Origin of the sequence: Pseudomonas sp. SWRI81, from assembly GCF_014268545.1 — a bacterium.
Lineage (GTDB): Bacteria > Pseudomonadota > Gammaproteobacteria > Pseudomonadales > Pseudomonadaceae > Aquipseudomonas > Aquipseudomonas hamedanensis.
On sequence record NZ_JABWQS010000038.1, the window covers coordinates 18,211 to 32,027 of the forward strand.

Sequence of the window (13,817 nt, forward strand, 5' to 3'; positions counted from 1 at the left end):
ATTCACGCAAAGGACTTTGCCATGATCCCGCTTCCAGACCTGCTGATTTTCGCCGCTGCCGCGTTGCTGATGGTACTGACGCCGGGGCCGAACATGATTTATCTGATCTCGCGCTCGATTTGTCAGGGCCGCCGGGCCGGGGTGACTTCATTGCTGGGCGTAGTTGGCGGGTTCTTTGTGCACATGTTTGCCGCCGCGGCCGGGTTGACCGCGGTGTTCCTGGCCGTGCCGATGGCCTATGAAGTGCTGAAGTGGGCGGGGGCGCTGTACCTGCTGTGGCTGGCTTGGCAAGCAGTCAAACCCGGGGCGCGTTCGCCGTTCGAGGCGCAACAACTGCCGCCGGACTCGTCACGCAAACTGATCACCATGGGCTTTCTCACCAGTGCGCTGAACCCGAAAATCGCCGTGTTCTATCTGTCGGTGTTTCCGCAGTTCATCAGCCCTGAACACGGCTCGGTGTTCGTCCAGAGCGTTGTTCTGGGGCTGACGCAGATCAGCGTCAGTTTTACCGTCAACCTGCTGATCGCGCTGTTTGCGGCGGGCATTGCCTCATGGTTTGTGCGTAACCCGACGTGGCTGGCGATGCAGCGTTATTTCATGGGGTTGGTGCTCGGCGGTCTGGCCGTACGGCTGATGCTCGAACAGCGCAGGACGGCCTGAACATGTGGATCGAGCGGCTCGATGCCAGCCATGCCCTGGCGTATCGCGAACGCATGCTTGAAGCCTATGACCGCCACCCGCAGGCGTTCACTTCCAGCGTGCGTGAGCGTGCGGTGATGCCGCTGAGCTGGTGGGAAGGGCGCTTGACCAGCAAACTCGATGTGCTGCTCGGCGCCTTTGACGGCGGCACGCTGGCCGGCATTGTCGGCCTCGCGCTCGAACCCAGGGAAAAGGCCCGCCATAAAGTTACTTTGTTCGGCATGTATGTCTCGACTGACTTCCGCCAAAAGGGCCTGGGTTTCGAGCTGGTACAGGCGGCCCTCCTCGAAGCACAAAACCATGCCGGGCTGAAAGTCATCCAGCTCACCGTCACTGCCGGCAACGATGCCGCCTTCAAGCTGTACCAACGCTGCGGCTTCATCCAGTTCGGCCTGGAACCGCTGGCGGTGCGGGTAGGCGAGGATTACTTCGACAAAATCCACATGTGGCGCCAGCTCTGACACAGCGCTGCTCTTGTTCCATTGTGGGAGCGAGCCAGGGGCCCTGTCAGCCGCCGCAAATGTTGCCTGACCCACCGCTTTCGCGAGCAAGCCCGCTCCCACAATTTGACCGCATTTCTCCAGTCCAAACGCAGCCCCTCTGTAGGAGTGAGCCTGCTCGCGATAGGGTCGTTCAGACACATCACTATCGACTGACAGATTGCTATCGCGAGCAGGCTCACTCCTACAGTGGATCTTCTGCGTAGCAGTTTCAGCGCACGGCGCTGACGCCATCGAGTGTTGAGAACGAGGTGTCCTTGGCGGTCAGCAGGAAGTCGCGCATGTATGGGGCGTCCAGCATGTCCGTGCGGATCGCTGCGTACAGCGTCGCAAACAAACCTTTCTCGCCCAGGCGCTTGGCCTTCACGTAACCGCGCGAGCTGTATTCGTGCAGGGCCCAGTGCGGCATGCCGCAGACGCCGCGGCCGCTGGCGACCAGTTGCATCATCATCACCGTCAGCTCCGAGGTGCGCACCTGCGCCGGCTCGATGTCGGCAGGTTCGAGGAACCGGGTGAAGATGTCCAGGCGGTCGCGTTCCACCGGATAAGTAATCAGCGTTTCCGTCAGCAGATCGTCGGGCACGATGTACGGCTTGCTCGCCAGCGCATGTTGGTTGGCCACCGCCAGCATGGCTTCGTAAGTGAACAGCGGCACGTAGGTAATGCCGGCGATGTCCAGCGGATCGGAGGTCACCACCAGGTCCAGATCACCACGGGCCAGGGCTGGCAGCGGTGCGAAGGAAAAACCCGAGGCCAGGTCGAGTTCGACTTCCGGCCACGCGTCACGAAACTGATCGATGGTGGGCATCAGCCACTGAAAGCAACTATGGCATTCGATGGCCATGTGCAGACGCCCGGCGGTCCCACCGGCCAGTCGGCTGATGTCCCGCTCGGCGGCACGCAACAGCGGCAGGGTGACGTCAGCCAGTTGCAGCAGGCGCAGGCCGGCGCTGGTGAAACGCACCGGTTTGGTCTTGCGCACGAACAACGCCATGCCCAGGCGCTCTTCCAGTTCCTTGAACTGGTGGGAGAGCGCCGACTGGGTCAGGTGCAGGCGGTCGGCGGCGTCGACCAGACTGTCGGCTTCGCGCAGGGCGTGCAGGGTTTTCAGGTGACGGATCTCAAGCACCGCAGGTCTCCATGAGTAGAACTCGTGATCAAATTCAAGATGTTGAGTTTGTCTCATGTTGAACCGGCTGTCGATGGCGCAACGTAGTCTCCGGGCCAGTGACCGCTCGGCGCTGTTCATCAAACTGTCACGCAACTATGGCAGCGCGCTCGCACAAATTTCATCAGACTCGCGCTCTACTGGGGTTCTGCGTTTTGGTGTTTTTTCATGCGTGTATTGTTCTTTCTGGCCGCGCTGTTGGTCGGCCTGCCGTCGTTGGCGGCTTCGCGTTGTGATGTCAACGTACCGACCGAGCGGGTCGACCTGCCGGCGGTGAGCATCGCCTATCAGAGCATCGGCCGTGCCTCGGATCCGGCGTTGCTACTGGTCATGGGCCTTGGCGGTCAGTTGATTCACTGGCCGGACGAAGTGGTTGTGGCGTTGTGTCAGTCAGGTTTTCGGGTCATCCGTTATGACAACCGCGATGTCGGCCTGTCGACCTGGCGCCAACCTCCGGTCGAGGCCAATCTGACGTTTGAAGTGTTGCGCTACAAACTCGGCCTGCCGGTTTCGGCGCCCTACAGCCTGACGGACATGGCCGACGATGCATTGGGGTTGATGAGCGCGCTGCAGGTCGAGCGCTTTCATGTGCTGGGCGCGAGCATGGGCGGAATGATCGCCCAGCACATGGCGGCAATGGCGCCGCAACGGGTCGAAAGCCTGACGCTGCTGATGACCACTTCCGGGGCCGCTGGCTTGCCGGCACCGAATGCGGCGTTGGTGCAGCTGTTGTCGCGGCGCGGCGCACCGAACCGTCAGGTGGCGCTGGAACAACAGGCTGATCTGCTCGCGGCACTCGGCAGCCCGGCGGTGACGGATGATCGGCAAGCGTTATTGCAACAGGCCGCGGCTTCCTATGACCGCGCGTTCAACCCTGAGGGCGTCAAGCGGCAGATCATGGCGATTCTCGCCGAGCCAAGTCGAGTGGCGTTGCTCAATCAACTGCGCGTGCCGACGCTGGTGGTGCATGGCACGGCCGATCCGTTGCTGCCAGTGATGCACGGTGTGCACCTGGCGGCGCATATCCGGGGCAGCCAGTTAAAACTGATTCCGGGGCTGGCCCATCGGTTTCAGGAGGCATTCAAGGAACCGCTGCTGGCGGCGGTGTTGCCGTATCTTCAGGCGCACCGTGAGGACACTTCGCACTGGGCGCGGGTCGAGCCGGCGGAGAATAGGAATTTGCTTTAACTGAAAGTTTTGCGGTGATCGTTCGGCCCCTTCGCGAGCAGGCTCGCTCCCACAGGGGAATGCATTGCAAATGTGGGAGCGAGCCTGCTCGCGAAGGGGCCCTCATTGTCACCAAACAGGCGTCCCTGCGTCAGCTGTGAACACGCACCCAAACGGTCACTAAAACAGTCGCCGCCATCAACCACGCCACTGCCGCCACGGCCAGCGACGCCTCCAGCCGCATCCGGTCGACCATCACATACAACGTCGCCAGATAGACGAAGTACGGAATAATCGACCACATCCCAAACACGATCGTGGTTTTCAGATCATCGATCGAGCGGCCCTTGCCAACGATGTAATGGGCAATCAGCGCAAAGGTCGGAAACAGCGGCACCAAACCTGCGATGTAATAGTTTTTGGTCTTCGACAGCGCCGCGATCATCACCACCACGGCGGCGCCCAGCAGGGCTTTGAATATCAGGTCCACGTCGTTCTCGCTTAATGGCTCAGGCCGTATTTTTTCACTTTGTCGAACAGCGTGGTCTTGGCCATGCCCAGTTCCAGGCTGGCCTGGGTCAGGTTGCCGCCGCTGCGTTGCAGGGCGTCGCTGAGCAGGTTGCGCTCGAATGCCTCCACCGCTTCGGCGAACGCCAGACCTTGACCGCCGCTGCCGGCGCCGGACTTCTTGAAGGCCGGCAGGCCCAGGGCGAAGCGCTCGGCGACGTTGCGCAGTTCGCGCACGTTGCCGGGCCAGTCGTGGCTCATCAGGTGCGACAGGGTCTGATTGTCCAGCTCCGGCAATGCGCGGTCGAAGCGCAGGGCCGATTGCTGGGTGAAGTGTTCGAACAGTTGCAGGATGTCTTCGCGGCGTTCGCGCAAGGGCGGCAATTCCAGCGTCACCACGTTGAGGCGGTAATACAGGTCGCTGCGAAAGGCCCCCGCTTTGCTGGCTTCGTCGAGGTCGGATTTGGTCGCCGCAATCACCCGGCAGTCCACGGCCACGCTCTGGTTGGAACCGAGGCGTTCGAGGGTGCGCTCCTGCAACACACGCAGCAGTTTGATCTGCAACGGCAGCGGCATGCTTTCCACCTCATCGAGAAACAGCGTGCCGCCGTCGGCGTGCTCGATCTTGCCGATACGGCGCTTGCCGGCACCGGTGAAGGCGTTCGCTTCGTGGCCGAAGATTTCACTTTCAAAGAGGTTTTCCGGCAGGCCGCCGCAGTTCAGTGCGACGAACTGTTTGCCGTGACGGCGGCTGAAGTCGTGCAGGCAGCGGGCGACCAGTTCCTTGCCGGTGCCGGTCTCGCCCTCGATCAACACGTTGGCCGAGGTGTCGGCGACGTTGGCGATCAGTTCGCGCAGGTTCTGCATCGCCGGCGAGCGGCCGATGATCCGTCCTTCCAGAGAATCGCGTTCGGCCAGTTGCCGCCGCAACGACGAGACTTCGCGGGCCAGGCTGCGTTGTTCCAGCGCACGCCGGGCGACGTCCACCAGACGCTCCGGCGAGAACGGCTTCTCCATGAAATCGTAAGCGCCTTTCTGCATCGCGCCGACCGCCATGGAGATGTCGCCATGGCCGGTGATCAGCACCACCGGCAGGCTGCGGTCGCGTTGCTTGAGGCGGGTCAGCAGTTCCAGGCCATCGATGCCCGGCAGGCGGATATCGCTGATGACGATACCGGCGAAATTATCGCCGACCTGCTCCAGCGCTTCTTCGGCACTGCCCACGCCGATGCAGGGAATGTCTTCCAGGGTCAGCGCCTGCTGGCAGCCGAGCAGCACATGGGGGTCGTCTTCGACAATCAGCACACTGAGTTCGTGGTTCATATTGGCTCGGCAGGTGTAGGGCTTACCAACGGTAAACTGAGGACGAAGGTGGTGCCACCGCTGGCCGGGTGTTCGACACCCAGATGGCCGCCGGTGGCGGCGGCGAGGCTGGCGGAAAGCGTCAGGCCCAGGCCCAGGCCTTGCTCGCCGGGCTTGGTGGTGAAAAACGGTTCGAACAAATGTTTGCGCGCCTCGGCGTCGATGCCGTGACCGTTGTCACGTACGCGCAGGCGATATTTGCCGTTGAACTCTTCGCCTTCGAGCCACAGTTGCGGCTGCGCCTGGGCCTGCATGGCATCGAGGGCGTTGCCGATCAGGTTGAGCAGAATCTGTTCGAGACGGGTCTGGTCGATCTGCAATTGCACGTCGCTGAACTGCCGGTGCACTTGCAGCGCCGAGGTTTCCAGACGCGCGCCGAGCACTTGCAGCGCGGCGTCGACCGCTTTGCCGAGGCTGGCCTGGCCCTTGTTATCGCCGCGCCGGGCAAAGGAGCGCAGGCTGGCGGTGATCCGGCCCATGCGGTCGATCAGGTCGTTGATGGTCTTGAGGTTGGTGCTGGCGACATCGAGCTGGCCGCGCTCAAGAAAGCGCACGGTATTGCCCGACAGCGTGCGCATCGCTGCCAGGGGCTGATTCAATTCATGGGCGATGCTGGTGGACATCTGGCCGATCGCGGCGAGTTTGCCGGCCTGCACCAGTTCATCCTGGGCGCGGCGCAAGGTCTCTTCGGCCTGGCGGCGTTCGCGTATCTGGCTCTTGAGCCGTTCGTTGCTGGCACGCAGATCGGCAGTGCGTTCGGTAATCCGTCGCTCCAGCTGGCTGTTCACTTCCTGCAAGGCTTCGCGGGCGGCGAGGCGGGTGGCGAGGACCTTGCGCCGCTCGTTCCAGGCGATCAGCAGGAAGGCGAACAGGGCGAATGCGACCGCCACCAGAATGCCTTGATTGATCGCCTCGCGGCGCAGGTCCTGCAGCGGCGTGAGCAGGGTGAAATTCCACGGCGTGTCGCTCAGCGGCCGGGTCTGCGCCAGGTAACTGATGTCATCCTCGTCGGACGCCACTTCGCTGTTGGCCGGGAAGGTGAGTTTTTCCACGCCTTCGGACAAGGTCTCGCGGGCCAGCGGTTGCAGCTCGTTGAGCGGGAACCAGTAGTACTGCAGGCTGCGGGCGAGTTTTTCCTTGACCTCGTCGCTTAGCGGGACCACCGATTTCAGCCGCCGGGCCGGATCGCTGGAAAGAATGATGATGCCGTTTTCGTCACTGACAAAGGCTTCCAGACGCGCGCGCTGCCAGCGTTCTTCCATGGCTTCCAGGCGCACCTTGACCACCGCGACGCCGATGATCTTGCCGTGCTCTTCCAGGCCGTGGGCCAGGTAGTAACCGGGCTCGCCGTTGGTGCTGCCGATGCCGTAGAAACGCCCGGGCTGGCCGCGCACGGCGTCCTTGAAATAGGCGCGGAAGGACAGGTCCTCACCCAGGTAACTGTCGACATCGCGCCAGTTGCTGGTGGCCATGACGCGGCCGGTGGTGTCCATCACATAGATGGCCCGGCTGCGGCTGCGGCGGTTCAGGCCCTCAAGGTAATCGTTGACCGTTTGCCGGTGTTCCGGGGTCGGGTCGGCCAGCAACTGCGGCACACTCGTTTCGAGTTCCAGCAGGCTGGGCAGGTAGGTGTACTTGCTGATTTCGCTTTCGACCGCACGGGCGTGCAACTCCAACTGACGCTGGCCGTTCTCGCCGAGGCTGCGGATGCCGAAGTGCTCACTGGTCCAGAAGCCGATAAACCCCAGGCCAATCATCAGGGCGATGACCAGCGGCGGCAGGAACAGATGGCGAATCAGACGGGGCTTCACGGCAAGTGATGGCTTTGCAGCGCGATAGAGGGTGGGGTCGCATTTCATCACAGATGCCTTGGGTCAACCACTGCACTTGTTTGTGCATCACCGTTGCTTTGAGGTGAACCCTGTGGTGAGGGGATTTATCCCCGTTCGGCTGCGAAGCAGTCGTCGAACCGCTAGATGCGGTTTGACTTTGAAATGCCAGGGCCGCTTCGCAGCCCAACGGGGATAAATCCCCTCGCCACAGAAGCTCGCCACACCACAGGGTTCTGCGTGGTTTTTTAGTGCTGCAAGATTTTCTCGAGGAAGTGCTGCGCGCGTTCGGAGCGGGCGCTGATGTCGCCGAAGAATTCCTCTTTCGGGCAGTCTTCGATGATCTTGCCCTGGTCCATGAAAATCACCCGGTCGGCCACTTTACGGGCGAAGCCCATTTCGTGGGTCACGCACATCATTGTCATGCCTTCGTGGGCCAGTTGCACCATCACGTCGAGCACTTCGTTGACCATTTCCGGGTCGAGCGCCGAGGTCGGCTCGTCGAATAGCATGACGATCGGGTCCATCGCCAGCGCACGGGCAATCGCCACACGCTGTTGCTGACCGCCGGACAGTTGCCCCGGATGTTTGTGGGCGTGCGCCGACAGGCCGACGCGCTCAAGCAGTTGCAGACCTTTTTTGGTCGCCTCTTCCTTGCTGCGGCCCAGCACCTTGATCTGCGCGATGGTCAGGTTTTCGGTGATGGTCAGGTGCGGGAACAGTTCGAAATGCTGGAACACCATGCCCACCCGCGAACGCAGTTTCGGCAGGTTGGTCTTCGGGTCGGCAATCGAGGTGCCATCAACCACGACGTCACCCTTCTGAAACGGCTCCAGCGCGTTGACGCATTTGATCAGCGTCGACTTGCCGGAACCCGACGGGCCGCAGACCACGATCACTTCGCCTTTTTTGACCTCGGTGCTGCAATCAGTCAGCACCTGGAAGTCCCCATACCACTTGTTGATATTTTTGATAGAGATCATACGGCGAACCTTTTTTGCAGTTGCTTGACCAGCCGCGAGGCGGCGAAGCTGATAATGAAGTACACAAGACCGGCGATAATCAGGAACTCGTTGGAGCGGCCGATGATGTCGCCGCTGGCGCGGGAGGCATTGAGGAAGTCAACCAGGCCTACGGTGTAAACCAGCGAAGTGTCCTGGAACAGAATGATGCTCTGCTGCAGCAACAGCGGGGTCATTTTGCGGAACGCCTGCGGCAGGATGATCAGGCGCATCATCTGCCCGTAAGTCATGCCCAGCGCTTGCGCCGCGCCCATCTGACCTTTGGGGATCGACTGCACGCCGGCACGGACGATTTCGCAGAAGTACGCCGCTTCGAACATCATGAACGCCACGATGCATGAGGTGAACGCACCGATCGGTGTGTCTTCGCCGGTGATCCAGCGCAGCACGAACGGCACCGCCAGATAGAACCAGGTGATCACCAGCAGCAGCGGGATCGAACGGAAATAGTTGACGTAGGCGCCAGCGATGCTCGACAGCAGTTTGCTGTGCGACAGACGCATCAGCGCGAGAATGGTGCCGAGAATGATCCCGCCGACCACGCCCATGGCCATCAGCTTGAGGGTCATCACCATGCCGTTCCACAAACCGGGAATGGCCGGGACGATGCCGCTGAAATCGAATTCCATTATTTACCCCCCACGGAGATCAGGCCGGGCACGGCGACTTTCTTCTCGACCATGCGCATCAGCAACATCAGGCTCATGTTGAGGGTGAAGTAGATCAGGGTCGCCAGGGTGAACGCTTCAAACAGGTTGGCCGAGAACTCGGCGGTCTGTTTGGTTTGCGCCAGTAGCTCCATCAGGCCGATCAAGGACGCCACGGAGGAGTTCTTGAACACGTTCAAAAATTCCGAGGTAAGCGGTGGAATGATGATCCGGTAGGCCTGGGGCAGCAGCACGTTCCAGTAGATTTGCGGCAGCTTGAAACCCATGGCGCGGGCGGCCGATTCCTGGCCGCGGGGCAGCGCCTGGATACCGGTGCGCACTTGCTCGCAAACACGCGCGGCAGTGAACAGGCCAAGGCACACGACGACGCTCAGGTAGGCCGAGGTGGTCGGGTTCAGGTCCTGTTTGTACCACTCCTGCATATCCGCGGGCAGCAGATCGGGTACCAGGAAGTACCAGATGAACAGCTGAACCAGCAGTGGCACGTTACGGAACAGTTCGACGTAGCAGGTCGCGATGCCCGACACGATGCGGTTCGGTACGGTGCGCATCACGCCCAGTATCGAGCCCAGCAGCAGGGCGATGATCCACGCGACGATGGCGATGGCGATGGTCCAGCCCAGCCCGGAGATGAACCAGTCGAGATAAGTCTCGCTGCCCACGCCGGTGGACTTGAAGAACACGCCCCAGTCCCAGTTGTAATTCATTAGGGTCTCCCCTCGATTCGATCGATGTACAAGTGCCCGCCTGGGGAAACTCCGTTCCCGCCTGATGTGAACATCAGGCACACGCGATCGGCTCGACAGCTACCGGTTCGAGTGTTTCCAAAAAAGTGCCAGCAGGGAGTGACCATCCCCTGAAAAGGCAGGCGCCTCCTCAGGGGATAAGGTTAGTCAGAAATCAGGATTTCTTGTCGTCAGCCGCTTTGTCGGTCGGGTTGGCGATCAGGGTCTTGAGCTCGTCGCTCATCGGGAAGTTCAGGTTCAGGCCTTTTGGCGGAATCGGCTGCATGAACCACTTCTCGTAGATCTTGTTGATTTCGCCCGACTTGTAGGTGGCGACGATGGCGTCATCCACAGCTTTTTTGAACGGGGCGTCGCCCTTGCGCATCATGCAGCCGTAGATTTCGTACGACTGCGCGGTGCCGGTGACTTCCCAATCGGCGGCTTTCTTGGCCTTGGCCGCTTCGCCGGCGAGCAGCGCGTCGTCCATCATGAACGCCACGGCACGGCCCGATTCCAGCATCTGGAAGGATTCGCCGTGGTCTTTGGCGGAGATGACGTTCATGCCCATCTGCTTGTCGGCGTTCATCGCCTTGAGGATGCGCTCGGAGGTGGTGCCGGCGGTGGTCACGACGTTCTTGCCTTTCAGATCGTCGAAATCCTTGTACTTGGAGTCTTTCTTGGAGAGCAGACGGGTACCGATTTCGAAGATGCCGACGGAGAAGTCGACCTGCTGCTGACGCTCGACGTTGTTGGTGGTCGAACCGCACTCGACGTCCACGGTGCCGTTCTGCACCAGCGGGATACGGGTTTGCGAAGTCACCAGGTTGTATTTGACTTGCAGGTTGGGCAGGTCGAGGTCTTTCTTGATCGCTTCGACGATGGCCAGCTGGATATCGTGGGAGTAGCCGACCGGCTTGCCGGAAGCGTCCGCGATGTAGGAGAACGGAATGGAGGCGTCACGGTGGCCCAGGGTGATGACACCGGACTCTTTGATCTTCTTCAGGGTGCCGGTGAGCTCGGCGGCGAAAACTGGCGTGCTGATCAGAGCGGCAGCAATGGCTGCGCCCAGGATATGGGGAACGATGCGCATCAAATTTTCCTCGACATTGTTTTTTTTATGGAGCCAGTTTGTCGGCCCTTTTTGTGCTTCGAATGCCTGACGGCTCCTGAAGTGTTGGCACAGCAGGCATTCGTCGAGAGAGTGTAGAGCAGAAGTCGTGCCAGACCAGTCGATAATGGTCAACCAATTGATTTTTAACGTTATTAAAGTTTTGTGGCGGTGATTTTATGCGGAACTGATCCGGTTAACCGAATCGACCGGAGAGTCGCGTTCGGAAAACCGAATGATCTGTAACGCGCAGTCTCAGCGATCCCGGCTCAAAGGCGTTTCGTGCAAATACAGCCACTTCACCCCGTCTGCCTGCGCCCTCAGGATTGCCACCGACACGCGTGAGTGTTCAGTCCCGTTTAACCGCTGGGTTTCTACGTAGCTCAGAGCCAGTGTCTCGTCCTGCTGCCAGACCGTATGCAAATCGCTGATGTCGATATCAAGCCCTGCCTTGGCGCCCACAGCTCCCCTGAACAGTTGCTCGACCTCGGACCGGTTCAACGGAATCGCCGAGATGCCAACCATGCTGAAGTCCTCGGCAAATGCCTGCATCAACGGCTCGATGCTTGCGGCACCAGTGCCGTCGGCATCGGTGAATACGCGATGAATCAGTTCGTGGACGTAGTGAATACTGTGTATGGCTTGTTCAGCCAGATCGTTGCTCATGGGCACTCTCTTCAGGGTTCAATTGGCGCATCTGAAACAGCGGCAGCAGCCCGACCAGCGCCGCAACCGCGAAGGTCGCGTGGTAGGCCTGCGTGGTGTCGAACTGCTTGAGCAGCACATTGAAAATCATCAGAAACAGCGCGGCGCCGAGGCTGAAAGACATCTGGCGATTGATGTTCCAGATGACACTGGCCTTGTGCGTATCGCCGCCGGCGAAGTCCATCAATGAGGTGGTCTGCGCGGTATTGGCACCGATGCCGCCACCGATGCCCATCAGGCTGTAGGCAAGGACGATGATCCACAGATCACCGGGTGCATTGACCAGCACCAACGTGGCGATGCCAGCGCTGTGCAACAACATGCCGAGAATGAACAGGCGCTTGGCGCCGACCCGGTTGTAGACCCTGCCGCAAAGGGTCATCGCGATGAACGCACCAATGGCGTAAAGGATCATGAACATCCCGGTCAGCCTGGCGCTGAAGTGCAGAATGTTCTGCAGGAAGAAAATGCTCATCAGATTGACTCCGGTGAACACGCCCGGAATCGCGTAATAGATGAGAATCGAGGTGCTGAGTTTTTTACTTCTGAGCAAGCTCAACTCGATGATTGCGTTGTTGCAACGGCGGTAGTGCAACAGATAAACGGCTATGAATATCAGGCCCGCGATGACAAACACCAGCGCTGCCAACGGCGGATAGTCGCCGCCGTACAGCGACATGCCCATCAACAGGCTGGCGAGTGCCGCGCTGACCAGCAACAGGCCTTTGATGTCGGGCCGCTGAAGATCGGCGGGCTTGCTTTCCCTGATCCAGAACCAGGACAAACCGGCGGCGATCAGCGAAAACGGAATGTTGCTATAGAACACCCAGCGCCATGAACTGCTGTCGACGATGATGCCGCCCACGGTGGGTGAAATGGCCGGTGCGATCAGTGCGACGGCCATCACCAGCGTGGATATCTTCGCCCGTTGCTCGCCCTGGAAAAGATTGAACGTCAGCGCCTGTCCGACCGGAATCAACAAGCCACCGCCGATGCCCTGGACGAAGCGCCAGATCACCAGTTCGTGGAAACTGTCGGCCTGGCCGCACATCCACACCGAGCCGCTGAATACCAGCATGGAAACGGTCAGAATTTCACGACTGCCAAAGCGTCCGGCCAGCCAGGTGCTGACAGGGATTATCAAGGTCAACCCGAGGATGTAAGCGTTGGCGACCCATGCCACTGCAGAAGTGCTGACTTGCAAAGTGGCCGATATACTGGGTAATGCGACAGCGGACATAAATATATTTATGCAATCAATAAAGAAGCCGATCAAGAAAATCAGCGCGATCTTGTAGCGATAGTTCATGGTGTATCCCCTTTGCCGCGCAGCATAGGGGCGATGGACTTGAAGTGTCGATACGACTATGCTTAAAACAATGTTTGACAGAATTTAACAGTGAGCCCAACCACCATGCACTCTCATCTTAATCGGGTTCAAACGTTTCTCGCGGTGGTCGATTTTGGTTCTTATACCAAAGCGGCTAATTATCTGAGTATCAGCAAAGCCATGGCCAGCCTGCATGTCAAGGCGCTGGAGGAAGTGTTGTCGGCCACGTTGCTGATCCGCAATACACGTAACATTTCGCTGACGGAAATAGGTCAGGAGTTTTATGAAGAGTTCAAGGGGATTATCGCGGACATTGATAATGCTTTTGACAATGTATTGAAGGGTAATAATCGCGTATCTGGAAAGTTGCGCATAAGTTCAACCAGCGAGTATGGTGAGAAGTTTATTCTGCCGTTGATCCCGTTGTTTACCGAGCACTATCCGGATATTCGCCTGTGCTACAACTTCAACTCTTCGCTGAATGATCTAGTGGCAGAGAAGCTCGACCTGGTCGTTCGCTTGGGTAACTTGGCAGATTCGGCATTCAAAAGCCGAAAGCTGGCGGATTACGAAATCGTATTGGTCGCCACCGAAGGATTTCTCGCCCGGCATGCGGTTCGACAGCCCCAGGATCTGAATGGTGTACCGTGGATTGCCAACAGCAATCTGCAGGCGCCGACACAGTGGCGCTTACGTGATGGTCTGGGTGGGGAGATCGAAGTCAACGGCACCAGCCACTTCGAGTCGAATTCCTCCACAGCAATTCGATCAATGACACTGTCCTCGCTGGGCGTGTCGGTACTGCCGGCCTGGGTGGTTGAAGACGATATTGCCAGTGGTCGTCTGGTGCGCCTGCTGCCCGGTTACTCGCTGCCCTCGCAATCGATCAATGTGGTCTTTCCAAACACTCCACATCTGCCGCACAAATCGCGGGTTTTCATCGATTTTCTGTTGGTGCATCTGGGGCAGTGAGTTCATCTATCCAATGTCGTGAGGGGGCTGGATTTTGCGGATACAACAAAAAAAG

General features: G+C 59.5%; 14 protein-coding genes. 4 read left to right on the plus strand and 10 right to left on the minus strand.

Annotation, left to right across the window (positions count from 1 at the left end; translation table 11 throughout):
• Nucleotides 1-21: 21 nt before the first annotated feature.
• Together HU765_RS20430 and HU765_RS20435 are read left to right on the plus strand one after the other, a co-directional pair.
• A complete protein-coding gene (locus HU765_RS20430; protein ID WP_186622582.1) occupies nt 22-660 on the plus strand; it encodes a LysE family translocator in 639 nt (212 codons plus the stop codon).
• A gap of 2 nt (nt 661-662) precedes the next feature.
• Nucleotides 663-1,160 (plus strand): GNAT family N-acetyltransferase, encoded by a 498-nt coding sequence (locus HU765_RS20435; RefSeq protein WP_186622584.1) that lies wholly within the window; start codon nt 663-665, stop codon nt 1,158-1,160.
• 250 nt (nt 1,161-1,410) lie between these two features.
• Here the strand turns inward: HU765_RS20435 and metR are convergent, their stop codons facing one another.
• Nucleotides 1,411-2,328 (minus strand): transcriptional regulator MetR, encoded by a 918-nt coding sequence (metR, locus tag HU765_RS20440; protein WP_186622586.1) that lies wholly within the window; start codon nt 2,326-2,328, stop codon nt 1,411-1,413.
• A 207-nt stretch (nt 2,329-2,535) separates the two neighbouring features.
• Here metR and HU765_RS20445 point away from each other — a divergent pair, with 207 nt between their 5' ends.
• The gene (locus HU765_RS20445; RefSeq protein WP_186622588.1) at nt 2,536-3,555 is read left to right on the plus strand and encodes an alpha/beta hydrolase; all 1,020 of its coding nucleotides are present in this window, start codon (nt 2,536-2,538) and stop codon (nt 3,553-3,555) included.
• Between the two features lie 130 nt (nt 3,556-3,685).
• Here the strand turns inward: HU765_RS20445 and HU765_RS20450 are convergent, their stop codons facing one another.
• The 9 genes from HU765_RS20450 to HU765_RS20490 all read right to left on the minus strand — a co-directional run bounded on the left by HU765_RS20450 (nt 3,686) and on the right by HU765_RS20490 (nt 12,769).
• Nucleotides 3,686-4,015 carry a GlpM family protein gene (locus HU765_RS20450; RefSeq protein WP_186622622.1) on the minus strand — a complete coding sequence of 110 codons (330 nt, stop codon included), beginning with the start codon at nt 4,013-4,015 and terminating at the stop codon, nt 3,686-3,688.
• A 20-nt stretch (nt 4,016-4,035) separates the two neighbouring features.
• Entirely contained in the window at nt 4,036-5,364 is a 1,329-nt protein-coding gene (locus HU765_RS20455) for a sigma-54 dependent transcriptional regulator (RefSeq protein ID WP_186549994.1), read from the minus strand.
• A complete protein-coding gene (locus HU765_RS20460) occupies nt 5,361-7,262 on the minus strand; it encodes an ATP-binding protein (protein WP_186549996.1) in 1,902 nt (633 codons plus the stop codon). Before HU765_RS20460 ends, HU765_RS20455 begins: the two co-directional genes overlap by 4 nt.
• A gap of 218 nt (nt 7,263-7,480) precedes the next feature.
• Nucleotides 7,481-8,215: an amino acid ABC transporter ATP-binding protein gene (locus HU765_RS20465; RefSeq protein ID WP_016773390.1), complete on the minus strand. Its 735-nt coding sequence runs from the start codon at nt 8,213-8,215 to the stop codon at nt 7,481-7,483.
• Nucleotides 8,212-8,883: an ABC transporter permease subunit gene (locus tag HU765_RS20470; RefSeq protein ID WP_186549998.1), complete on the minus strand. Its 672-nt coding sequence runs from the start codon at nt 8,881-8,883 to the stop codon at nt 8,212-8,214. The genes HU765_RS20465 and HU765_RS20470 overlap by 4 nt, the downstream gene beginning before the upstream one ends.
• On the minus strand, nt 8,883-9,629 hold the full coding sequence (locus HU765_RS20475; protein ID WP_186622590.1) for an amino acid ABC transporter permease: 747 nt from the start codon (nt 9,627-9,629) through the stop codon (nt 8,883-8,885). The genes HU765_RS20470 and HU765_RS20475 overlap by 1 nt, the downstream gene beginning before the upstream one ends.
• 193 nt (nt 9,630-9,822) lie before the next feature.
• Nucleotides 9,823-10,737 carry a glutamate/aspartate ABC transporter substrate-binding protein gene (locus tag HU765_RS20480; protein WP_186550002.1) on the minus strand — a complete coding sequence of 305 codons (915 nt, stop codon included), beginning with the start codon at nt 10,735-10,737 and terminating at the stop codon, nt 9,823-9,825.
• Between the two features lie 273 nt (nt 10,738-11,010).
• Nucleotides 11,011-11,421, minus strand: a complete 411-nt coding sequence (locus HU765_RS20485; protein WP_186622593.1) for a DUF4440 domain-containing protein — start codon at nt 11,419-11,421, stop codon at nt 11,011-11,013.
• On the minus strand, nt 11,402-12,769 hold the full coding sequence (locus tag HU765_RS20490; protein ID WP_186622594.1) for an MFS transporter: 1,368 nt from the start codon (nt 12,767-12,769) through the stop codon (nt 11,402-11,404). Before HU765_RS20490 ends, HU765_RS20485 begins: the two co-directional genes overlap by 20 nt.
• Before the next feature lie 105 nt (nt 12,770-12,874).
• Between HU765_RS20490 and HU765_RS20495 the strand changes: the two genes are divergently transcribed.
• On the plus strand, nt 12,875-13,762 hold the full coding sequence (locus HU765_RS20495; RefSeq protein ID WP_186622624.1) for a LysR family transcriptional regulator: 888 nt from the start codon (nt 12,875-12,877) through the stop codon (nt 13,760-13,762).
• The last annotated feature ends 55 nt before the right edge of the window (nt 13,763-13,817 follow it).